Genomic DNA, 22,103 nt, shown 5'->3' with positions numbered 1-22,103 from the left:
TGATTAAGTAAGGAACACAAGATTACTTTTCCGATTTTAATTTTTTTCAGTAACCTCTTAAACCTACACAAAGCATATGATGTTGTATATAACCCTATCCCTTTAAAAATCTATGAATACGTATGCATTTATGATTAGTAAACTGCATACGTATGCACTGAACAATTGCTTGTTTTTTGATTAAGTTGTTTTAAACTCGATTTGCTGAATATAGAATTACCAGAACGAACAAGACTAAACACTAGTGTATATAAAAGTTACATTCCGATAACTAAATAAAGGTAGCAATAACTGCAAGGTGCAGCTCTTTTCAACAGAGAAAACAGCCTAAACATCAAGCATTAAGAATTAAGCATAACTACAACTTGCCTTAGGGGATACACATGAAAACATTTAAGCCCAGTGCGCTGACTCTCGCACTCATGATGGGAGGAGTTCAAATCGCGGCAATGTCTAACATTGCCTATGCGGCAGAAGAAACTCCCAAAGAAGCTCAAAAACAACAAGATAAATCGGAAGAACAAGTCGAAGTTATTGAAGTAACAGGTTTTAGAGGCAGTATCATCAAGTCTCTTAATACTAAACGCTTTTCTGATACGGTTGTTGATGCTATTTCAGCCGATGATATTGGTGGTTTACCCGATGTTTCCATTGCAGACTCTCTTACACGTTTACCCGGTGTAACTTCTGTTCGTATTGATGGTCAATCAAGCGAGTTAAACGTTCGTGGTTTATCTGGTGGCTTTGTTTTCTCTACCTTAAACGGTCGTGAAATGGTATCAACCAGTGGTGGTCGCTCAATTCAGTTCGATATGTTCCCAGCTGAGTTGATTTCTGGCGCGCAAGTATACAAATCACAAAAAGCCTCTTTAATCGAAGGTGGCATCGCCGCAACGATTAACTTAGAAACAGCTAATGCCTTAGATAACGAAGAAGACCATTCCTTTCGTGCTTCGTTACATGGCAACTACAATGAAGCCGCTGCCGACAATGAGGATTCTGACACCTTTGGTCGTCGTCTAACCTTATCTTATCAAGGCAAATATTTTGATGAAACAGTAGGCATTGCTGTTGGCTGGGCCAATATGTTTCAACCTACCGTTTCCAGTCGTTTTGTTAACTATCAATTTGATGAACAAGACTTATCTGCCGCCTACGATGGTGCTCCCGAAAGCATTTTAGTTTCTTCTGGTTTCGAAATTAATGAGCGTGGCGGTGAAGATGAGCGTAACGCGTTTACCTTAGCACTAAACTGGGAGCCAAGAGATGATCTGCGCTTTCAGTTCGATGGTTTTCACTCTAAGTTTGACTCAAACAAATGGGATCGCGGCTTACGTATTTCAGGTATAAATAATATTGCCACCCCTGGTGCAGGGTTATTAATTGACAACCCTTTATCTGCCGATGGTGCACTTGTTGGTGGTACTATCTACAGAGATCCAAATGGCACTTTGCTTGCTCCTCCGTATCCAGGGTCCTCACGTGATATAAACATCCAAACACAAGCCGATGATAATACTACTAATAGTTCATCATCAGCCTTTGGCTTACGTGGTGATTGGGATATTACTGATGACTTGATGATGACAGTTGATATATCTCATTCTGAAGGTGAAGAAGAATACAAAGATCAGGTTTTGCGTATGGCCTACTTTGAAGATTCAAGTGCGCCAACACCAATTATTGATGATAATGTAATTTTTAGCTATCAGCTAAATGGTTTAAATAACCCTAATCTTCAATTTAATCAAGACTTCACTGACACTGCACACATGATGGTAACTAGTTCGGAGTCGTACCCTCATATTGAGTCAAACTCTTCAGACGCTATTCGTGTTGATTTTACTTACCAACTAGAAAGTGACATATTTAGTTCAGTAGAGTTTGGTGTTCGTGCATCAATGCGTGATTATGACTTAGGCCGTGCCCGTTTCTTATATGGTACTACCGACGGTAACATGCGTAATGGCCAATATATTACTTATGGCGAAGATGCCGATGGCAACCTTGTTGAAGTTGCGCGTTTTCAACCACATGTATTAGATAGTAGTAACTCAACAGTTAGCACCATTGGTGGCAACTTATCAGGTATGCCTAGCTTCTTATCTGTTGATAATGACGCTATCTTAAATGCTTGGATTCCCAATGTTGATCGTACACCAGTACGTACTTGGCAACATGATTGGACCATGACCCAAGCCAACCTTGTTGAAGAGGACGTATTGTCAGCCTACTTACAAATAAACATTGATACTGATTTCTTTGGCCTCCCCGTAACAGGTAACTTTGGTGCTCGTTATGTTGATACGACACAAAGCAGTACGGGTTTAGTCAATGTTGGCGCAGGTAATGGCGATACCATCTATGATGATGTTGGCGGAACTAATAGCGATTGGGAACATAAAAAAATTAGCGAAAGTTACAACGACTTTTTACCTTCGTTGAACTTAAACTTCAAAGTCACCGATGATGATCAAATTCGTTTTGCTTATGCAAAAGTAATGTCACGCCCTGAAATGCCAACTATGGCAAACAGTGGTAACTGGAAATTTGATGTTAACCGTGATGGTGATGGTCGTAACTATATTGGTTTAGATAGCTCTACCAGCCCGAAATTACGCCCGTTCTATGCGAACCAATATGATATTTCTTTTGAACATTATTTCACTGAAACTGAAGGGGCTTTCGTTGTTGCCCTTTGGTACAAAGATGTTGCAAATATTGTCAGTGATAATACTGAAATAAATTATGACTTTGCAGCCAATGGTTTTGATTTACCGTCTATTCCAGACAATAAAGTAGAAGATGACAGTGGTAATGTCTTAGTTTGGGAAAATGGTGATTATAGCCATGCGGAAAACAATGGCGATGCGGGTTACATACGCGGTATTGAAATAGGTTACACACAAACCTTTTCTTTTCTCCCTGGATATTTATCAGGTTTAGGCGCTAATGTGAATTTCTCTTATACTGAGAGTGAAATTGAAGTTGAATCTTCAGTTCCTGGAGAAGAAAATCAACTTGGTCCTCTTGAAGGTTTATCACCACGCGTATTAAGTGCGACATTATTCTATGATTGGGATGATAAGCTATCCGCACGTGTTAGTGGTCGATATCGTAGTGACTACTTAAGTCGTCAAGTAGCGATTGGTAGTGATCAATCGGCTTACTTCCAAGAAGAAACGATTATTTCAGCACAAGTGTCGTATAACTTCACTGAAAATCTACAAGCCGTTATTTCTGCGGATAATATCACCGATGAACCAAATATCTCATATTTTGGTAATACATCGCGCACAGGTACTATTCAGTACTTCGGTCGCACAATATACTTCGGCGTAAATTACACTATGTAAATAGTTACCCGATAGAAAATAAAGGGCAACACTTATGAAATATGAAGTGTTGCTTTTTTTTTCAATAATAATAATGATAATGATATTAGTGTAATACTGTTTTGAATAACGTTAAAAAAGCTAAGGTGCAAAATGTCCTCAACAGATAAAATTAACAATATCGTTATAGTCGGCGGCGGCTCAGCTGGTTGGATGACGGCTGCAATGTTGTCTAAACAACTAGAATGTAACGCAAAGGGCTCAAAGGTTAACATAACACTTGTTGAATCAGACAACATTGGTACTGTTGGCGTGGGTGAAGCTACCATACCACCAATCAAAACCTTTAATCGGATGCTTGGCATCGACGAAAATGATTTTCTGAAACATTGTAATGGCTCAATCAAGTTAGGTATTAGTTTTGAAAATTGGCCTAAGAAAAACCATCAATACTTTCACCCTTTTGGACGATTTGCGGTCGATTTTGATTACATTCCTTTTTCTTATTTTTGGAATAAACATCGAGCGTCGGGGGATAATAAACCATTACACGATTACGCCAGTGCCTGGCATTTAGCTAAAAACAATAAGTTTTCACCGCCTTCACCTGACAAAAAATCACTCTTTTCTGGCTTTGATTATGCCTATCATTTTGATGCCAGTTTATATGCCAACTATTTAAGATCTTACAGTGAAAAACGGGGAGTAAAAAGACAAGAAGGTAAAATTACCAAAGTAGACACTCATGAAAGTAATGGTTTTATTTCTTCTGTCACTTTAGCGAGTGGCCAAAATATTGCTGGCGATTTTTTTATTGACTGTAGTGGCACTACTGCCTTACTGATTAATAAAACCTTAGGTATTAAGTTTATAGATTGGTCAGAAAACTTATTATGTAATCGCGCTATTGCTGTGCAAACTTGTCATACTAAAGTGATTAGCCCTTATACACGGTCTATTACTAAACAATCAGGTTGGCAGTGGCGCATTCCACTACAAACTCGCATGGGTAACGGCTCAGTGCATTGTAGTGAGTTCATCGATGAACAGTCGGCAATGGACGAATTAATAAGTGATATTGATGGCGAAATACTTTCAGAGCCAAGGGTTATTCACTTTAATGTTGGTCGTCGTGAAAAATTTTGGCATAAAAACTGTGTTGCCATTGGCTTATCGGCTGGCTTCTTAGAGCCGCTAGAGTCTACTAGTTTGCATTTAATCCAACGAGCAGTGATGCGTTTAATTGCTCACTTCCCTAATAAAAAATGTGATGAAGTCAACACCAAACAATTTAATAATTTAACCGTTACTGAATATGAACATATAAGAAATTTTATTATTTTGCACTATAAAGCAACCAAGCGGGATGACAGCGAATTTTGGCGTTATTGCCAACATATGGACATTCCTGATTCACTTCAACATCAAATAGATTTGTTTTCAAGCCATGGTCACCTGAATGTGGATGCTAATGATTTATTTAAACAAGATAATTGGTTAGCTGTGTTAACCGGTCAAAATATACATCCTACGACGGTTGCGCCTATCATGGCTTACAAGCAGAAAATTGATTTACCACGCACGATGAATTCATTTTATGACATCATGACAAAAACGGTGCAAAAACTACCTAACCATGAAGATTACTTAAAAGAAAAATGTCCTTTTTTAATAAAATAGAAACAAATAACTTATGAAAAAAATACATTATAAAAATGCCCATTTAAACTCTACTCGCCTTATTTATGGCTGTATGCGCATTGCCGGTGATAATAACCCTGCAGATAAAGCCAAGGGTAAATTGGCACTTAGAGCGGCACTTGAGGCGGGTTATAACCACTTTGATCATGCCGATATTTATGGCGGTGGTCACTGTGAAAGTTTGTTTGGCGAATGGCTTAATGAGCTTAAACAAGAAACACCGGCAATACGTGAACAGCTTATTATCACCTCCAAAGCCGGTATTCGCTTTGAGCCCCAGCGTTATGATTTTTCAACAGACTATTTAACTACCAGTGTCGAAAACTCACTAAAGCGGTTAAATGTTGATTACCTCGATATGTTTTTACTGCATCGCCCTGATTATTTATTGAATGCCGAACAAGTAGCGCAAACGTTCCAACAACTAAAAGCCAGCGGTAAAGTGAAACACTTTGGTGTCAGTAACTTTAGCCCGTCACAAGTTAACTTATTGCAATCAGCCTTAGATGAGCCATTACTGGTTAATCAAATAGAAATTAATATACATAATATCAGCAGCTTGACCGATGGCAGTTTAGATCAGTGTCAACAGTTAGGCATAACACCTATTGCTTGGTGCCCACTAGGCGGGGTGGCTTATCCTGCTTGGGGCAATACCTTTTCAACTGATGATGAGCAGCGTATTGCAACAGAATTAACACGACAAGCAGAACAATATAACTGTCAGCCTTGGCAAGTTATTTTAGCGTGGTTGCTTAAACATCCAGCCAATATCTGCCCCATTATTGGTTCAACTACGCCTAAGCGTATTATCGCGGCTAAACAAGCCTTAATAATTGAATATAGCCATGCCGATTGGTATCGTTTACTTGAAGCACGAAACGGTTATGCCCAGCCTTAAGTCGTCAACCATTAGTAAATACCCTCAGCGTATTAGTTTTGCTAATACGCTTTGCTTTTATAAATATTACACTCTTAGCCCATAAACAAAACTGCATTTCGGCCAGGTATAATGTTCATCTACCGGTTTTAATTCAATAAGTTCTATTTTACCTACCACATCGGTAGTGGTACTTTTTTGTATTTCATAATAGAAACGCCACATTTTATTTGACGAAGTCAGCTCAATATAAGGGTAACTGGTGATCTGCCAACGTCCTGTTAACTGCTCACTTTGATGGTCAGTTTTATTTAAATATAAAAATTGATAACTAGCATCACTATTTAGGCTAAGTTTTATCCATGTATCACACCCTTTGCTTTCATATTCATTGACCAGATCTTGCTGGGTCACTTTATCACTTTGTCTCACGCCATCAGGCAGCAAAAGCAGACCAATACTATTTTTGGTGTAATAGTGATTGCCAGCAAAAAGAAGCTGTACATTAGCGATAGTCCAGCCCATTTTATCGAGTGTCGCTATTAAAACATTTACCCTGTTTTCCCCTTCAACAAATGGAGAATAAAGTAAGGTAGATTGCTGAACATCATCAGGAAAAACAAGAGTATTAGCTATGACATCAAAACCATGTGCCTCGAGGTTTTTAGTGATTGCCTCCGTTTCCTGTGCAGATAAATAACGAGTATACAGGTGTACTTTGCTTGCTGAACACGCCAAAAGAAAAAAACACATCAACACCATACTTATCATCTTCATTTTATTAACCTCCTAATGTGAAATAATAAACCCGCAGATAAAAATAACAATTGACAGTTAAGATTACAAGTGTAATCTTAACTCATAAATTACATTTGTAATCGTTAACGATTCCTAGAATTATACCTAGAAAAAATCTGGAAGTGATATGACTGAAATCAGTAATGCCGAATTTGAAGTATTAGCAGCACTGTGGCAAAACCACCCTGCTAGCGCTAACGATATAATTGCCAAGCTTAATGACAGTGCCAATGACAGTGGTAGCGTTGATAAAAATCAAGATAAGCAATGGCATGAAAAAACGGTAAAAACTTTATTAAATCGGTTAGTAAAAAAACAAGCGATTAGCTTTGAAAAACAACAACGTCATTATATTTATTCACCTTTATTAGAGCGTGAAACCTATACACAAAACGAAAGCAAAAGTCTAATTGAACGCATGTTTAGCGGTAAGTTAGCACCTTTAGTGGCTGGTTTTGCTAAGCAAAACGAGCTTAATAAAGACGATATTAGCGCACTAAAATCATTGATATCTGACTGGGAGAAAAATAATGATTAGCGCGTTAGTTAATTCATTACTACCACTGACAGTTTTATTATCACTAATGCTGCTTATCCGCCAGCCGTTAAGAAAAAGTATCGATGCCAATACTGTTTATAACTTATGGCTGGTTATTCCACTAAGTTTAGTGCTTTATTTCCTACCCTTACCTTGGCAGTATTTAACTGGTCTAAGTATCAATGAGCTAACAGCTCTTGAATCACAAAATAGCTTAATACAACGTTATCTAGTGACCCCAAGCCAGAGCATTAGCCAGCAATTATCGTTGGATAACCTACTCGGTTTATGGCTCACTAGCACTTGGCTGTTAGGTTTTTCCCTACTTGTTAGTTACTGGGGCTTAACGCAATATAACTATCGAAAAGCGTTAAAATTAGCTTTTTTAACAGATAGTAAACATCAAAAACAAATAAATGAAAGTGGCGCAAAGAAGTTAATGCTTGCGCAAAGCAGCCATATTCATAGCCCAATACTTATGGGTTTATTCAAACAAATCTTAGTTATTCCTGAAGACTTTGCCGCACTTTACACCACTGAGCAGCAACAACTGATCATCAGTCATGAAGTGTGTCATTTTTCTCAGCACCATATGTGGACGAATCAGCTAGCGCTTATGCTCTTAGCGCTATTCTGGTTCAATCCGCTAGCTTGGCGTGCTTATGCGGCATTTCGTCAAGATCAAGAGCATTCCTGTGACCAAGTTGTTTTGGCGAAAAAACATACCCAATCCAGGATCCAATACTGTAAAGCACTGGTATTAGCGGCGGAAACGTCACCGCCTAATGCTTTTACCTTACTCAGTTTCAAGCAAAACGGAGAACAACATTTTATGTTTAATCGAATAGCACAAATAAGGCAGATGTCAAAAGGCTTCTCAACAAAGAGCACCATCACTAAGGTAGTTAAATTAAGCTTGCTTACTCTAGTATCAAGTTCATTACTGGCAGGCGTTAGTTATGCGGGTCATCAATTACATCAAGATGAAGGTAGCAAGGTTAGCCAGACAAAAGTTGTCGTTGGCTTATCCCCTACCCACAGGATAGAGCCTAAGTATCCATTTGCTGCGGCTAAAGCTGGCACCGAAGGATCTGTGGTATTAAAATTTGATGTCGAGGCTGACGGCTCAGTAAGTCATGTCGAAGTGATTAATGCCAAGCCCGCTTACACCTTTGATAGATCAGCAGTTACTGCGTTAAAACAGTGGCGCTATAAAGCAACTGATAAGGTGCATAAAAACTTATTGGTGCAATTAGACTTTGTTATGAGTGAGTCATCTGAACAGCCAGAGTCATTAATAGAGCGTATCAAGGTAAGCCGATAGTTTTAAGTTCTTATATCGTTCCACCTGTAAGGCATCCCCTGCTTTACAGGTATTTTATTTTTATACCCCTTTAACTTTTAACTTTTAATTTTCCATTTTAAAAAGTGCGCCCGCAACTAAAAACAAAAGGATATACAATATACCAAGCTTACTTCATAGTACGGTTATCTAATGCCACTTGTCCGTGACTAATTCCAATCGAAATAGTTTATTGCTCCATTTGCCATAGTAACAAGTTCAAATAAGAAGAAGTACCATGCCGTTATTTAGAAAACCATCACTAGCATTAATATTTACCACACTAATACTATTACCATTCATTGCCTTGGCAGCGTCGAGTAATACTAGTAATGTCATTGATAGAGCCGGTACGCCCAAACAGCATAAAGAATACGATAAATACCAAAACCAACGCTTTAACCCACTGTTTGATTTAGGTGCTTGGCATGGTTTTTTATTGCCTGAGCAAGAGAACAATTACGCCGCTTTTACTGGCCCTATGGTTATTGCCGAAGAATACAGCTTATTTATTGCTGAAAAATTAGAGCAATTAACCATAACGGATTTAAGTAACAATAAAGTTTTAGACTTTTCTCGGGCGAAAATCAGCCGTACTGCTAAACCTGGTGAATTACAGCAAGCCTTTATTTTTAAAAAATTAACACTTGAGTTGAGTTTGTACTTTATCAGTCACAGAACCGCTATTATTGAAACAAAAATTATAAATAACACAAATGATAAGCTGGCTTTAGCCCTTAGTTGGCAAGGTGAATTACTGACACAATGGGATGATAAAAAAACGGTTAAACAAGCCCTACCCCAATGGCAGAGAAGTTTATCAACAACAACGAACGGCATAACCTTTCATTTTGGCGAAGTGCGTAACACTTGGAATATTCTCACCAGCAACAGTGCTCAATATCAAATTAGCCGCTCACTAGCCACTAAAACGACGATTAAACAAAAACAGCATAGCTACCAGAGTACAGCCACAATCAGCATTGCTAAAAATAGCAGTACCAGCATATTTAGTACACAAAGTTACTTTCATAACCAAACTGAAGCAGATGCTGAGCAAGCTTTTATCAAAGCAGCTTTAAAGAAGCCGCAAAGCAAAATTTTAGCCACAAAGCGACGCTGGCAGCAGTATTTAGACAAAGCCATGGCCGTTGGTAAAAACAGTAAACGCAGCCCAGCCCAAAATAAAGTAGCCATCAAAGCGGTTGAAACCCTTAATGGTAATTGGCGTAGCCCAGCCGGTAAATTAAGCCATGCGGGGGTTACTCCCTCAGTTACCGCGCGTTGGTTCAATGGTTTTTGGGCATGGGATAGCTGGAAACATGCTTATGCTATGGCGCACTTTAATGCTGATGTCGCCAAAGAAAATATTCGTGCAATGTTTGCCTATCAAATTCAAGCAGATGATGCCATCAGACCACAAGATGAAGGCATGATCATTGATGCCATATTTTATAATCAGGATAAAGCCCGTGGCGGTGACGGCGGTAACTGGAACGAACGTAATACTAAACCACCTCTTGCTAGCTGGGCGGTATGGGAGATATATAAAGCCACAGAAGATGTGAGCTTTATCGCAGAAATGTTGCCTAAATTACAGCGTTATCATCAATGGTGGTATCGTAACAGAGATCATAACCAAAACGGTTTGGTTGAGTATGGCGCGACTAAACATAGATACCATAATGACAAACAAGGCAATATCACTTTTAAGGTGCGCTATATCACTAAGCCTAGCAAAGCAGGTTTTGATTTATCCGCGTGTCAAAGCGCAGATGAACATTGGTATCACTGCTCAGGTATTGCCCTTTACCAAAGCATCATAGCGAGCAGCGATTATGATGATATAGATATTGGCGCTCAACATGGCAGCGCTTGGGAGTCTGGTATGGATAATGCCGCCAGATTTGGCTTTATTAATACCGAGCAGTTAACCGCTTATGCTAAGCAATATTATCAAGGTGATGTAAAACAAGCCCGTAAAGACTGGCAAGTGCTGTTCTACCCAAATACCAACGACGCTGGTGACTTGCTCGGTTTCTCTATCAATCAAGAATCAGTAGAGCTTAATACCTATCTTGCTCATGAAAAAACATTATTAGCCAATATGGCAGAGCTACTGCAGCAAAATAAACTTGCCGCAAGTTATCGCCAAGCAGCTAAAACATTGGCAAAACGTATTAACCAGTGCTTTTTCGATGAAGATAGCGGCTTTTTCTATGATCGAAGTTTTACCGTCACTTATCAAAAAGGTAAGAAAAAAACTGAGCAAGCCGATAATATGGCCTGTACTGGTAAACTATTAACCGCCCGTGGCCGAGGTCCCGAGGGCTGGAGTCCATTATGGGCCAATATAGCTGACGTCGAGAAAGCCGAGCGGGTTAAAAATATCATGTTAAAAAGTAGCGAGTTTAATAGCACTATCCCACTAGGTACGGCAGCACTATCAAACCCCGCTTATGATGCAGATATATACTGGCGTGGCCGAGTTTGGTTAGACCAGCTCTATTTTGGTTTAATTGCCCTCGATAATTATGGCTATCATCAAGAAGCTAAAACTTTAGCAGAGAAATTATTTAATAATGCCGAAGGTTTAAGTGAAAATGGCGCTATTAGAGAGAACTACAACCCTGAAACGGGCGCGGTACAAGGCGCAACAAACTTTAGCTGGAGCGCCGCACATTTATTAATGTTGTATCGAGAGTTTTTAGCTGAGTAAACAAGCGAGACGCGTACACGCTCTTTGACATCAGGACAATATGCGTCCTGCATTGTCCACATAAGGTATATCCATATACCGTCTTGCTTGTGAAGCTCGCCTTTATCACTTCAGCAATACTCAACATAAAATCATAGGGTTATAATGTAGACCACAGTATTATGGCATAGAGCTAAACTTATGCTGTAAGGGTAACTTTGCCTACCGCTTTACCAGAAGCAAGGTAATCATGAGCTTTGGCAACGTCCCAAATTGAGAAGTTACTTTCATCGATAATAGGGGTGATTTTACCGGCATCAACAAGTTCAGCAATTTCTGTAAGGATGCGACCATGTGATGCCTGGTTAATGCCATGGCATAATGGAATAAGCGCCAGAACACTATGGAATGACAAACTTTTAAGGGCTATTGGTAATGGATCGACAATGGGTAAAATTGTTGCCACATGACCATTGAACTTAGCTGCGGCAAATGATTTTTCAATATTATCACCGGCAACGGTATCGAATATTTTGTCAAAACCTGCACCATCAGTATATGCTTGCACATAGTCTGCAACTGACTCAGTGGCATAATCAACTAAGTTATCGGCCCCCAGTGTTTTTGCTAGCGCTTCATTAGCAGGAGCATAAGTAGCAGTAACAGTGGCACCTAGCACTTTCGCCAATTGAATGGCAATATGACCAACGCCACCGGTAGCGCCATGAATAAGTACCTTGTCACCCTCTTGCACATTCATTTTTTGTACCAGTGCTTCATAAGCAGTGATTGCTACCAATGGCAGAGCCGCCGCTTGTTTCATCGTTAGTGTTTTAGGCTTCATCGCCATTAAACGGGCATCAACCAACATAAATTCAGCTAAGGCACCATCAACACCATTAATACCGCCAGCCATGCCGTAAACTTCGTCGCCAATGTTGAAGTTGTTAACGTCTGCAGCCACTTCAATAACAATACCGGCAACATCACCATGTAATACTTCAGGTAAGTTTGTTGACCAAGGTAGTTCTATTGAACGCAACATAGTATCAATGGGATTGACACTTGTTGCTTTCACTGCAACTACCATATGACCTGGCTTAACTACTGGTTTTGCTTTTTCGACAAGTTGGAAAACTTCAGTGCTACCGATTTCTTTAATGATCATTGCTTTCATATTTTTACTCTCTTTATTTGTTTATGTACGGGTCTGCTTGTTCGTGTAAGTGTCGCCATTTTATGTGTTGCCAACAAAGCAAACCATTACCCAACTGACAAATCACCTTTGCTTTTTTAGCAAGGCAAAGTTAAAGTGGTCAGCAATAAGTGTTAGCATCTAAAATTAGCGCCAAGCGGAGTAGTAATGAGTTCATTAAATAGATTACTGTATTTTAACTCTGTGGTTGAAACCGGCAGTATCTCAGCAGCGAGTCGAATATTTGATGTACAGCCCTCCTCTATTTCAAGACAATTAGCCGCGCTTGAACAAGAGCTAGGTGTGCGTTTATTAAATAAAACTACCCGAAATACCGGTTTAACCGAAGCCGGGCAAAAGTATTATGAGTATTCTCAGCGTATTGTTGCTGAGTTTGATGAAGCTAAAAAAGCAGTCAATGACTTGCAAGAAAAACCAAAGGGCAAACTAAAAATAACTATGACGGTAGGTTTTGGCGAAAGTATTGTGTTGCCACTAATGCCAAAGTTTATCGCGCTGTACCCTGATATTGATATCAAACTTGAGTTAACTGAGCGCGTTGTTGATTTAGTAGAAGAGAATATCGATGTTGCTATTCGCAGCGGACGCTTAGCTGATTCGACCTTGATTGCCAAACATCTGGCCTATAATAATTTTTTACTCTGTGGCAGTCCGCAATATTTGGCGAGCAAGGGCACACCGCAAAGCCCTGAAGAGCTAATAGACCATCAATGTATCCGTTATAGCTATTCTCGCTGGCAAAATTGGTATTTAATGGCTGATAAAAGAACAAAATTAACCATTAGTGATACTATTTCTGTTAACTCAGTAAACGGCCAAAAACAGCTAGTGTTAAATGATGCTGGGCTTAGCTTAATGCCACTATGGGCAGTTAAAAAAGAGTTAAACGATGGCTCTTTGATTAATGTAATGCCGGAATATACCTTCAGTCCTTATGAAGAACTAAGCTCCACTTACGCTATTTATTTACAGCGAGAAATGGTGTCAGTAAAAACACGGGTATTTTTGGACTTTTTAGTAGAAAACATTGTAGAAACTTAATAGCTAGCACTCCCCATTAGAGAATTTTCCTTGCCTATATTTGAACTCTTTTTACTATTGTTTTTTGCCTTTATTGCACTGCCTATGACCGTATCGATCATTTTTAGCACGGTAAAATTAGGTATATCTCCTATGCCTAGCTCTAATAAAGCCAATCACGCTATGATGCAGTTAATTGATGAAACTGAAATAGAAACAAAAGCAGGGCCGATAATTGATTTAGGCAGTGGTTGGGGCAACTTTGTTATCGCTATTGCCAAGCGATATCCGCACCGGGAAATAATTGGTTATGAATTATCATATCTGCCCTGGCTAACATCGAGCTTAGTTAAGAAGCTACTAGGATTAAAGAACTTAACTTTACATCGACAAGACTTTTATCAGGCAGAGCTACCTTCGTCCTCGGTATTAGTGTGCTATTTATTCCCACAAGCCATGGAAAAAATCAGTAATAAATTACCGCTTGAGCTATCAGGCGTTAGCTTTGTCATCAGCAATAACTTTGCCCTACCGGGGTGGCAAGCCAGCAAAATAATACAAGTTAATGATTTTTATAAATCCCCCGTCTATCTCTATAAAATTAGTAAGAGATAAATGCTCTTGCTGCGATAATACGGACACATCAGCACAAATGAGGTCTAGCTTTAGTTATGCAGTTCGCTAAAGCAATGCAGCGCAGCGGCATAAAACCCCGCTAATGGCGATGAGATTGAGCAATGACATTTTGTTTTATTTTTGTCGATGATGTTTTTGGGTTATAACTGACTTGAATGATTTTACCGCCCTCAGCAGGTAAATAGTTTTCCACATCAAGGTTATGCGGTTTATCTCCCCCAATCCTCACCAATAACAAAAATATCAGGTTTCAATTCTTGACAAGCAGATACATATTCAAGTTTGTGGTAAAGCCGTACAATATCAACACACCGTAATGCTTTCAGCATTTCAATGCGCTCTTCAAGTGGAATAACAGGCACATTGGGCTTATAAGAACTGACCACTTCATCAGAAGCCACCCTCCACCGCGACTTCATCACCCAATGTCCGACAGTACTCTAACAAGGCAATATGGCCAACATGCAATAAATCAAACGTACCAACTGTATACACCAACATATGATTTTTAAGTCCTAGTTTAGAGTAATATCCCTGTTATTATACAGCTCTTTTATAAGTGACTAAACTGAACGATAATTTATTGTCAGTTAAGTCAATATCCCCCTGCTGACTAAGAAGGGCTCAGGAGAAAATCAGCCGTATTAACCATAACGCAGTTACTTTTTAAAATTGTTTTATGACTGCTTTAATTCTTCCAATAAATCATGAATCTCAGCTTTTAATTCTTTATCAATAATTTTATTACAACTGATTTTAGCTTTTTCTAAATGCTCAATAGCCCCAGTTTTATCACCTAACTCGACTTTTAGCGCCGCAATTGAAAAACCAATAGAAGAACGGAAATCTTTAGAATTAATCGCTTCTGCCTTATCTAAAGCTTGTTGATATATAGTAATGGCTAACTCTATATCATCGGTGAAATCAGCAAGAGTTTCCCACTGGACCGGATGGTCTTTATCCGATTTTTCATACTCTTCACAGAGTTGCTTTAATTCAGCATAAAAACCATCGAATATCTTTTGATTTTTTTGTTGAGCCGCCGCCAATAAGCTATCAGTGAGTAAAAGTACTCGCTTGTATATTTTGGTATTCATCTTGTGGCCTTATTATTTATAGTAGAAAGTAATTAGGGTTAACTAAGTTTTAAGCGACCATTATAATGTTTTACCGCAACTAAATGGCAACTAAACAGCATACTTACTCATATAAGTGATGCTAATTACCCCCTAGTTGCGTTTTAGCTTTACTAGGTGAAGTGTCGCTATTAGATTTAATAGAATATATAACACAAAAAAATTGAAGTTAAGACCTTGCTATGATGGCTAAAAACGCCCTTAGAGCATAAAACAAACAGTTTTTAAAAAAACTAAAAAATGCCCTAAACATTACGCTGTCAACAAGTACAATACCGCCATCAGATGTAAACATGTGGTGGTGCTGAGTTATGGCATTCACTCAGACACTAATTTATATACGTGCTCATACACGTAACAGGATCTATATCATGCAGTCAGCAATACAGCCCTCAATACAACTAAGTAAAGATGAGCTTAGAAAAAATAAGCCCGCCAGAGAGGACTACCTCAATCAGCCTAAACTGCCTTTAGTCGTGGTATTGGATAATGTCACTAATAGCTACAATGTTGGCTCTTTTATTCGTTTAGCCGATGCTTTCGCTATTGAAAAAATCATTGTTTGTGGCCAGTTAACTATTTCAGAAAAGAAGTTGCGCAAAGCCTCGCGCAATGAAGCTAAATGGGTTTGCATTGAATATAGCGATAGCACCACGGCAAGCTTACAAACATTAAAAGAGCAAGGTTATGGAATTTTTAGTGTCGAGCTATGCCATGAATCTGTTGATTATAAAACGGTTACTTACCCATCGCCCTGTGTCTTAGTATTAGGCAATGAACGTAAAGGCGTGAGTGAAGCAGCATTACAATTAAGCCAGCAACAAATACACATCCCCATGTTTGGCATGGGTAATTCGTTAAATGTTTCCACCGCTGGCGCTATTGTCTTAGCTGAGTGTGCCAGCCAAATTCGTAAGACGTTAAAAGTGTAAAGAAAAAGCGACCTCAAGATAAGTTTAGGTCGCTTTTTTATCGCTATTTAGTCTGCTGCCATCTATTTGTGAAATCCAGTTTAAAGTAAAATTCTGCTCTTAATAGAATCAAAAAATTAGAGGTCTAAAGCCAAACAGCCTTTATTAAAAATCCAGATTAACAATAAATTGAATGCATAAAATCCGCTTTAATATGAAACTGACATCTCATAAAAAGTGAACAGCTAAATTATGGCTCTGTTGTAGAACACTGTTGTCACCCATAGGCAGCGATTAATATTTCCTGTTTATTAAGCTTTGCATTACTTTCCCTAAACCAAGCAAGGTAATTCGATAAATACTTTGTGGCTACTCCTTTCATTTTCCCGTTAACCCAACCCTTAAAGTGGGCTATTGCACCGTTCACGGTCTGGATATGGTAAACCTTATCTATGACTCTCTCCTTACCATTTATTAGTCGCTTATGGTCACAATTTTTTTGCTTGGCTATCGTCACATATGACCATGAGCCATCACTGCATAATACCGAGTTCTCAGTAATGTTAGGAGCTAAATTAGCGGCTATTTCTGCCGTTGTATCAGCCGATAATATCGGATTAATCATATGGTTACTGCGATCAATAGATAAAAGTACTGTGACCTGTCCTTCTCTAGTTCTTTTATCAATATTACCACCCCGTTTTCTGGGTTTAGTTAGAAATAACTAGGACAGCCATCGTTATGGAAAAATTTGTGACTGAGCTAAAATCAAATAATCACCCCTTATTTTAATCGAGGCTCATATGGCTGTGGCAAGAAAAAGACAAATCAGTTTAATTGATACGCCCTACTATCACTGTATTTCTCGCTGTGTTCGTCGTGCTTTTTTATGTGGTGAAGATAAGGTGACGGGTCGCAGTTTTGAGCATCGCCGTGCTTGGGTTGAAGATAAGCTACTTTCTTTAGTGGATATTTTTTCCATTGATGTTTGTGCTTATGCGGTGATGAGTAATCATAGCCATTTGGTGCTTTTTGTTGATGAAGAAAAAGCCAAATCATGGTCAACCGCAGAGGTTATTCATCGCTGGCATCGACTATTTAAAGGCACACTGCTAACCCAGCAATATTCGCGCGGTGATGCACTCATTGAACCTTTACAGGCCATGGTTGAACAAACCGCCCAAGTCTATCGGCAACGATTAACGGATATCAGCTGGTTTATGCGGGTACTTAATGAGGGCATAGCGAGACAGGCTAATCGTGAAGATAACTGCACGGGCTGTTTCTGGGAAGGTCGTTTTAAATCGCAAGCTTTACTTGATGAAGCCGCGATTATTGCCTGTATGGCCTATGTTGACTTAAACCCTGTGAGGGCAAAAATAGCAACCACGCCTGAGCAATCAGACTACACCAGTATTAAGCAACGCATCAAAGCGGCAGTACAAGGTAAGCAAGCAGAAAAATTGCTAACTTTTATTGGCAATGAGCATAAAAACCAACCGAAAGGACTGCCCTTTAATATTGACGATTACCTTGAACTCATTGATTTAACTGGCCGCTGTATTCGCGCAGACAAATGCGGCTATATAGAAGAAAATCAACCAAAAATTCTACATCGCTTAAATATCAGCGCAGAAAACTGGTTAACTTTAACCACACAATTCACTAATAAATTTCACGGCGCAGTAGGCCATGCCGAGGTACTCAGTGACTTTTGTCAACACCAAGCACTACACCGGCGAACAACACTAGCCGTATGTAACAAACTGCTCGCTTAGTACTTAAATTCAAAGCGTACCCATTATATTCTTTTGAAATTAGCCGACGCTAAGGCATAACGATAAGCTAAATTTAGCAAAGACACGGCAAAAACTGTTATTTTTAATTTTTAGTATCAACGCGGTAATTAACTCGTTTTTTAGGTGAAAAATCAACTAGGATTCAGCTCCGCCTCTCCAGCCTTACGCTTATAATTAAAAGTGGCTGTCTTTGTTATTGTCGCTAACTACCGCTTCACAGTAAGGGCATTCACATTCAAAGTGCTTTACTTCATAAGCGCTTACTTCAGATATTTCTTTAGCCATGATTCAATTATTCCAATTATCTAAATTCGTTTAATTGCAATTTTATAAACTTGATTACGATCACGTTTACCTACGGCAACAACTGATATTAATATCTCACTATCACGCACTTGATAAACTAATCTATAACCTGCACTACGTAACTTAATCTTGTAGCAATCCTTCATTCCATTTAATCTAGCTGAATCTATGCGTGGATTTGCTAATCTTTCAATTAATTTTTTCTTGAATTGCTCTCTAATTGTGGAATCTAATTTCTCCCACTCTTTCATCGCATCTTGCTTAAAAACAAGCTTATAGGTCATTAATGTTAACCTCTATTTCAGGTTGGTTTTGACGTTCTTTAACAATTAACGCTAGTTCTATATCTTCTAGTTTGTCCATCATGAGTTCATAAGCAGCAGCAGGAACACAATAAAAAACTGGTTGGTTTCTGTTTAATACCGCAACAGGAAAACCATCACCTTGTTCAACAACAGCCATTGGGTTTTTTTTCAACTCACTTATGCTAGTAGAGTTATCAGCTAATATTGGTCTAATTGTTTGCATACATAAAATCTCATGACTTATTAAGAGTATTTATTATCGGTCTTTTTGGCGTTAATGTCAAATAAAAGACCTGTTAAGCAGTCTCTTAGCTTCGGTTTTATTCCAATATCTATTTCACTTGATGAACAAAGGCACTTAGTGCTTTCGCCATTAATATTACGTTCAATTTAGTTGACCTTTGTACCAGTCCAAAACGGAAAAACAACTAGGACAGCCATCGTTATGGAAAAATTTGTGACTGAGCTAAAATTAAATAATTAATTAAAAGTGGCTGTCTTTGTTATTTTTGTTATTTACGGTTGCATGCGCATTGCCGGTGATAATACCCCGGCAGATAAAGCTAAGGGAAGCTGGCAATAAGAGCGGCACTTGACGCAGGTTATAACCATTTTGATCATGCCGATATTTATGGTAGTGGTCACTGTGAAAGCTTATTTGGCGAGTTATTAGCCGAACTACAACAAGAAACGCTGGCAATACGCGAACAACTTATTATCACCTCCAAAGCCGGTATTCGCTTTGATCCACAGCGCTATGATTTTTCAGCCGACTATTTAACCACCAGTATCGAAAATTCACTAAAGCGGTTAAATGTTGATTACCTAGATATGTTTTTACTGCATCGCCCTGATTATTTATTTAATGCCGAGCAAGTAGCGCAAACTTTTCAGCAGCTAAAAGCTAGCGGTAAAGTAAAACACTTTGGCGTCAGTAATTTTAGTCCATCACAGGTTAGTTTATTGCAATCCGCTTTAGATGAACCCTTACTGGTCAATCAAATAGAAATTAATATTCATAATATTAGTAGCTTTAGCGATGGCAATTTAGATCAGTGTCAGCAGTTGGGCATTACCCCTATCGCTTGGTGTCCACTCGGTGGAGTTGTTTACCCCGCTTGGGGAAATACCTTTTCCACCGCCGATGAGCAGCGCATTGCCACAGAATTAACCCGACAAGCAAAGCAATATAATTGCCAACCTTGGCAGCTTATTCTAGCTTGGTTACTTAAACATCCGGCCAATATCTGCCCTATTATTGGCTCAACCACACCTGAACGTATTATTGCCGCTAAACAAGCCTTAGCACTTGAATATAGCCATACCGATTGGTATCGTTTGCTTGAAGCTAGAAATGGTTATCCACAGCCTTAAACTGCTGAAGACTTAAACGAAATTCAAGTAGTCTATTAATTTAGTTAATACGCTAATCGTTAAATTTATCTTTCCATCGACACTCTAACCCATAAACAAAACTGACTTTCGGCAAGATACAAAGATCATTTACTGGTTTTAATTTAACAAGTTAAATATAAAAGTGTAAAAAAAAGCGAGTTCAAGATAAGTTGAACTCGCTTTTTTTATCGCTATTTAGTCTGCTTTCATCTATTGACTAGTGCCGTTTTAAAATAACTACTTCAGCTGATAAATAACAAAACTCAATGCGGCTATTTCATCGGCTTGTTCTGCTTTAGCTGAACGATAAACTAATTCACTATCCGTTTGTTTCGCTCCGCCTTGTACGGTCAGTAAGTCTATATGTTGAGGCTTAACAGCAGTATTGAACACTATCAATAAATTTTGCGCCTGGTATTGACTGCTCGCTTTCACTTGACGGCTTATGGCAAAAACTCCTGGTTGGTCTTGCGCATAGAGCACTGTCTGCTCACCAAAACGTAGCGCTGGATACTCTTGATATAACTGGGCATATTTAGCAAAAGTTTGATAGAACAGATGATTAGTATCAAAATTGTTATCCGCTGTGGTTTTATCTGTTGCCAATAAATCATCGTCATTATAACTAGCCACTAAAGAAGGCATCATATCTTGACGAGAAGCTTGATCACCGCCATCACCAACAAAGCCTTGCTCGTCACCATAATAAATTACCGGTACACCGCGACTAAAGAACACCATGGCATGAGCCAGTAAATTACGTTGTATTTGCGCTTGTTCACTATAGTTATGAGGACTTTGTTTAAGTGCATAAGCAAAGCGGCCCATATCGTGGTTACCGGTAAAGTTAACTAATTGGTTAGCGTCCCTGCTGTTAGAACTTTTATCATCGCTCTGGTAAAAATGATCTTGAGCGAATAATTGTGCCAATACCTCAGTACCTTGCTGCTCAACCAGCGCTTTTGTTAACGCGCCTTGCAAAGCAAAGTCTAATACTGAGGGGATTTTTGCTTCGGTAGTAAAGCGGCTTAAAATTTCAGGTTCAAAGCTATAAACCTCGCCAAACATAAAGAAGTTAGCTATACCCTGCTTTTTTGCATGCTGCATTAAGGCGGGTGAAAATTGCTGCCAGAATTCTATATTGACGTGTTTTACCGTGTCAATACGCAAGCCATCGGGTTTAAATTCATCAATGATGTCTTGGTAAATGGCAATCATGCCCTTAACCACACTGTCTTTTTGAGTATATAAATCATCTAGACCGGCAAAGTCACCTCGAATCGAGCTTTCACCTTGCCAAAAAGAATCACCTTGGTTGTGATAAACCGACATATCGTTCAACCAAGCCGGTGATTTTAATAATTCATCCCCTGCTGGAATCAAGGGAGTATAGTGTTTTCCTTGGCTAAGCTCTGCCAATGAAATAAATGGGCAATCATTGCCCTTACTGACATCAATAAGCCAACCTAAACCGTCTTCACCATGACATTCTTTATACTTAATCACGTCAGCCGTATGGTTGGTGATAATGTCAAAAAATACTTTTATATTGCGCTTATGAGCTTGGTCAATAAAATGTTTAAGCTCAGCATTACTGCCAAGGTGAGGGTCAATTTCAGTAAAGTCTAAAATCCAATAACCATGGTAACCGGATGTGCCCGCTTGCATGGCACGATTACGCAATACTGGCGTTAACCAAATAGCGCTTATGCCCATATTATCAAGATAAGGCAGTTTTTCCGTAAGACCTGCTAGATCGCCACCGTGATACATGCCTTTATGAGTTTTATCAAAACCACCACGAGACACTGCGCGCTTTTTATCATTCGCGCCAGCGCCTAAATCATTACTGCTATCACCATTATAAAAACGATCGGGTAAGACAAAATAAAACACTTCATCTTGAAAGGCACGTTGCTGATAGGGTGCCAGCTGTGCTGCTTTTGCACTTAGTTTTACTTCATGAGCGTAGCTTAACTGCGGCGTAAGCCAAGTTAAGCTCATCGCAGCTAGTAGCGAACATTTACTGATAAAATTCATAGAGCTTCTCTTAATGGATTTGCTGTATTTAAGTTACAGGTTTACTC

The 22,103-nt window shown here is 39.0% G+C and carries 19 protein-coding genes and 1 pseudogene; 11 read left to right on the top strand and 9 right to left on the bottom strand.

Annotated features, from left to right (window positions below; genetic code table 11):
* Positions 1-383: 383 nt before the first annotated feature.
* From CMT41_RS03745 to CMT41_RS03735, 3 genes are all read left to right on the top strand, one after another.
* Positions 384-3,356: a TonB-dependent receptor gene (locus CMT41_RS03745; protein WP_057179844.1), complete on the top strand. Its 2,973-nt coding sequence runs from the start codon at positions 384-386 to the stop codon at positions 3,354-3,356.
* Between the two features lie 132 nt (positions 3,357-3,488).
* Positions 3,489-5,015: a tryptophan halogenase family protein gene (locus CMT41_RS03740; protein ID WP_058026402.1), complete on the top strand. Its 1,527-nt coding sequence runs from the start codon at positions 3,489-3,491 to the stop codon at positions 5,013-5,015.
* A 13-nt stretch (positions 5,016-5,028) separates the two neighbouring features.
* Entirely contained in the window at positions 5,029-5,937 is a 909-nt protein-coding gene (locus tag CMT41_RS03735) for an aldo/keto reductase (RefSeq protein WP_057179842.1), read from the top strand.
* A 66-nt stretch (positions 5,938-6,003) separates the two neighbouring features.
* On the opposite strand, the gene CMT41_RS03730 is transcribed toward CMT41_RS03735, so the two are convergent.
* Positions 6,004-6,693 (bottom strand): hypothetical protein, encoded by a 690-nt coding sequence (locus CMT41_RS03730; RefSeq protein ID WP_057179841.1) that lies wholly within the window; start codon positions 6,691-6,693, stop codon positions 6,004-6,006.
* Between the two features lie 148 nt (positions 6,694-6,841).
* Between CMT41_RS03730 and CMT41_RS03725 the strand changes: the two genes are divergently transcribed.
* The 3 genes from CMT41_RS03725 to ygjK all read left to right on the top strand — a co-directional run bounded on the left by CMT41_RS03725 (position 6,842) and on the right by ygjK (position 11,313).
* The gene (locus CMT41_RS03725; protein ID WP_057179840.1) at positions 6,842-7,252 is read left to right on the top strand and encodes a BlaI/MecI/CopY family transcriptional regulator; all 411 of its coding nucleotides are present in this window, start codon (positions 6,842-6,844) and stop codon (positions 7,250-7,252) included.
* On the top strand, positions 7,245-8,576 hold the full coding sequence (locus tag CMT41_RS03720) for a TonB family protein (protein WP_057179839.1): 1,332 nt from the start codon (positions 7,245-7,247) through the stop codon (positions 8,574-8,576). Before CMT41_RS03725 ends, CMT41_RS03720 begins: the two co-directional genes overlap by 8 nt.
* 256 nt (positions 8,577-8,832) lie before the next feature.
* Positions 8,833-11,313: an alpha-glucosidase gene (gene ygjK, locus CMT41_RS03715; protein WP_057179838.1), complete on the top strand. Its 2,481-nt coding sequence runs from the start codon at positions 8,833-8,835 to the stop codon at positions 11,311-11,313.
* Positions 11,314-11,491: 178 nt separating this feature from the next.
* On the opposite strand, the gene CMT41_RS03710 is transcribed toward ygjK, so the two are convergent.
* A complete protein-coding gene (locus tag CMT41_RS03710; protein ID WP_057179837.1) occupies positions 11,492-12,469 on the bottom strand; it encodes a zinc-dependent alcohol dehydrogenase family protein in 978 nt (325 codons plus the stop codon).
* A 186-nt stretch (positions 12,470-12,655) separates the two neighbouring features.
* Between CMT41_RS03710 and CMT41_RS03705 the strand changes: the two genes are divergently transcribed.
* Together CMT41_RS03705 and CMT41_RS03700 are read left to right on the top strand one after the other, a co-directional pair.
* Positions 12,656-13,549 (top strand): LysR family transcriptional regulator, encoded by an 894-nt coding sequence (locus CMT41_RS03705; protein WP_058026401.1) that lies wholly within the window; start codon positions 12,656-12,658, stop codon positions 13,547-13,549.
* Between the two features lie 30 nt (positions 13,550-13,579).
* A complete protein-coding gene (locus CMT41_RS03700) occupies positions 13,580-14,143 on the top strand; it encodes a class I SAM-dependent methyltransferase (RefSeq protein WP_232300011.1) in 564 nt (187 codons plus the stop codon).
* A gap of 230 nt (positions 14,144-14,373) precedes the next feature.
* On the opposite strand, the gene CMT41_RS19320 is transcribed toward CMT41_RS03700, so the two are convergent.
* The 3 genes from CMT41_RS19320 to CMT41_RS03690 all read right to left on the bottom strand — a co-directional run bounded on the left by CMT41_RS19320 (position 14,374) and on the right by CMT41_RS03690 (position 15,261).
* Positions 14,374-14,565 (bottom strand): hypothetical protein, encoded by a 192-nt coding sequence (locus CMT41_RS19320; protein ID WP_198149783.1) that lies wholly within the window; start codon positions 14,563-14,565, stop codon positions 14,374-14,376.
* On the bottom strand, positions 14,555-14,665 hold the full coding sequence (locus tag CMT41_RS19660; protein WP_198149782.1) for an adenylyltransferase/cytidyltransferase family protein: 111 nt from the start codon (positions 14,663-14,665) through the stop codon (positions 14,555-14,557). The genes CMT41_RS19320 and CMT41_RS19660 overlap by 11 nt, the downstream gene beginning before the upstream one ends.
* Before the next feature lie 176 nt (positions 14,666-14,841).
* Entirely contained in the window at positions 14,842-15,261 is a 420-nt protein-coding gene (locus tag CMT41_RS03690) for a hypothetical protein (protein ID WP_057179835.1), read from the bottom strand.
* Between the two features lie 422 nt (positions 15,262-15,683).
* Between CMT41_RS03690 and CMT41_RS03685 the strand changes: the two genes are divergently transcribed.
* Positions 15,684-16,232 carry a TrmH family RNA methyltransferase gene (locus tag CMT41_RS03685; protein WP_088568917.1) on the top strand — a complete coding sequence of 183 codons (549 nt, stop codon included), beginning with the start codon at positions 15,684-15,686 and terminating at the stop codon, positions 16,230-16,232.
* Between the two features lie 256 nt (positions 16,233-16,488).
* Here the strand turns inward: CMT41_RS03685 and CMT41_RS03680 are convergent.
* Positions 16,489-16,923, bottom strand: a pseudogene (locus CMT41_RS03680) (IS1595 family transposase); the annotation flags it as partial.
* 91 nt (positions 16,924-17,014) lie between these two features.
* On the opposite strand from CMT41_RS03680, the gene CMT41_RS03675 reads away from it, so the two are divergent.
* The gene (locus CMT41_RS03675; RefSeq protein WP_058026398.1) at positions 17,015-17,989 is read left to right on the top strand and encodes a hypothetical protein; all 975 of its coding nucleotides are present in this window, start codon (positions 17,015-17,017) and stop codon (positions 17,987-17,989) included.
* A gap of 326 nt (positions 17,990-18,315) precedes the next feature.
* Here CMT41_RS03675 and CMT41_RS03670 read toward each other — a convergent pair whose 3' ends face one another.
* Positions 18,316-18,600: a type II toxin-antitoxin system RelE family toxin gene (locus tag CMT41_RS03670; RefSeq protein ID WP_058026397.1), complete on the bottom strand. Its 285-nt coding sequence runs from the start codon at positions 18,598-18,600 to the stop codon at positions 18,316-18,318.
* Positions 18,590-18,844: a type II toxin-antitoxin system Phd/YefM family antitoxin gene (locus CMT41_RS03665; RefSeq protein WP_057179831.1), complete on the bottom strand. Its 255-nt coding sequence runs from the start codon at positions 18,842-18,844 to the stop codon at positions 18,590-18,592. The genes CMT41_RS03670 and CMT41_RS03665 overlap by 11 nt, the downstream gene beginning before the upstream one ends.
* A gap of 350 nt (positions 18,845-19,194) precedes the next feature.
* Here CMT41_RS03665 and CMT41_RS03660 point away from each other — a divergent pair, with 350 nt between their 5' ends.
* Entirely contained in the window at positions 19,195-19,995 is an 801-nt protein-coding gene (locus tag CMT41_RS03660) for an aldo/keto reductase (protein ID WP_083494205.1), read from the top strand.
* A 258-nt stretch (positions 19,996-20,253) separates the two neighbouring features.
* Here the strand turns inward: CMT41_RS03660 and CMT41_RS03655 are convergent, their stop codons facing one another.
* On the bottom strand, positions 20,254-22,056 hold the full coding sequence (locus tag CMT41_RS03655) for an alpha-amylase family glycosyl hydrolase (protein ID WP_058026395.1): 1,803 nt from the start codon (positions 22,054-22,056) through the stop codon (positions 20,254-20,256).
* Between the last annotated feature and the right edge of the window lie 47 nt (positions 22,057-22,103).

Origin of the sequence: Colwellia sp. MT41 (assembly GCF_001444365.1) — a bacterium.
Taxonomy (GTDB): domain Bacteria; phylum Pseudomonadota; class Gammaproteobacteria; order Enterobacterales; family Alteromonadaceae; genus Colwellia; species Colwellia marinimaniae.
The sequence above is the reverse complement of the archived record's forward strand: the minus strand, read 5'-3'. Positions and strand labels throughout refer to the sequence as shown.

Coding starts and splice junctions, on each gene's coding strand:
- CMT41_RS03745 (WP_057179844.1), top strand. CDS start 384: ATGAAAACATTTAAGCCCAGTGCGCTGACTCTCGCACTCATGATGGGA.
- CMT41_RS03740 (WP_058026402.1), top strand. CDS start 3,489: ATGTCCTCAACAGATAAAATTAACAATATCGTTATAGTCGGCGGCGGC.
- CMT41_RS03735 (WP_057179842.1), top strand. CDS start 5,029: ATGAAAAAAATACATTATAAAAATGCCCATTTAAACTCTACTCGCCTT.
- CMT41_RS03730 (WP_057179841.1), bottom strand. CDS start 6,693: ATGAAGATGATAAGTATGGTGTTGATGTGTTTTTTTCTTTTGGCGTGT.
- CMT41_RS03725 (WP_057179840.1), top strand. CDS start 6,842: ATGACTGAAATCAGTAATGCCGAATTTGAAGTATTAGCAGCACTGTGG.
- CMT41_RS03720 (WP_057179839.1), top strand. CDS start 7,245: ATGATTAGCGCGTTAGTTAATTCATTACTACCACTGACAGTTTTATTA.
- ygjK (WP_057179838.1), top strand. CDS start 8,833: ATGCCGTTATTTAGAAAACCATCACTAGCATTAATATTTACCACACTA.
- CMT41_RS03710 (WP_057179837.1), bottom strand. CDS start 12,469: ATGAAAGCAATGATCATTAAAGAAATCGGTAGCACTGAAGTTTTCCAA.
- CMT41_RS03705 (WP_058026401.1), top strand. CDS start 12,656: ATGAGTTCATTAAATAGATTACTGTATTTTAACTCTGTGGTTGAAACC.
- CMT41_RS19660 (WP_198149782.1), bottom strand. CDS start 14,665: ATGTTGGTGTATACAGTTGGTACGTTTGATTTATTGCATGTTGGCCAT.
- CMT41_RS03690 (WP_057179835.1), bottom strand. CDS start 15,261: ATGAATACCAAAATATACAAGCGAGTACTTTTACTCACTGATAGCTTA.
- CMT41_RS03675 (WP_058026398.1), top strand. CDS start 17,015: ATGGCTGTGGCAAGAAAAAGACAAATCAGTTTAATTGATACGCCCTAC.
- CMT41_RS03670 (WP_058026397.1), bottom strand. CDS start 18,600: ATGACCTATAAGCTTGTTTTTAAGCAAGATGCGATGAAAGAGTGGGAG.
- CMT41_RS03665 (WP_057179831.1), bottom strand. CDS start 18,844: ATGCAAACAATTAGACCAATATTAGCTGATAACTCTACTAGCATAAGT.
- CMT41_RS03655 (WP_058026395.1), bottom strand. CDS start 22,056: ATGAATTTTATCAGTAAATGTTCGCTACTAGCTGCGATGAGCTTAACT.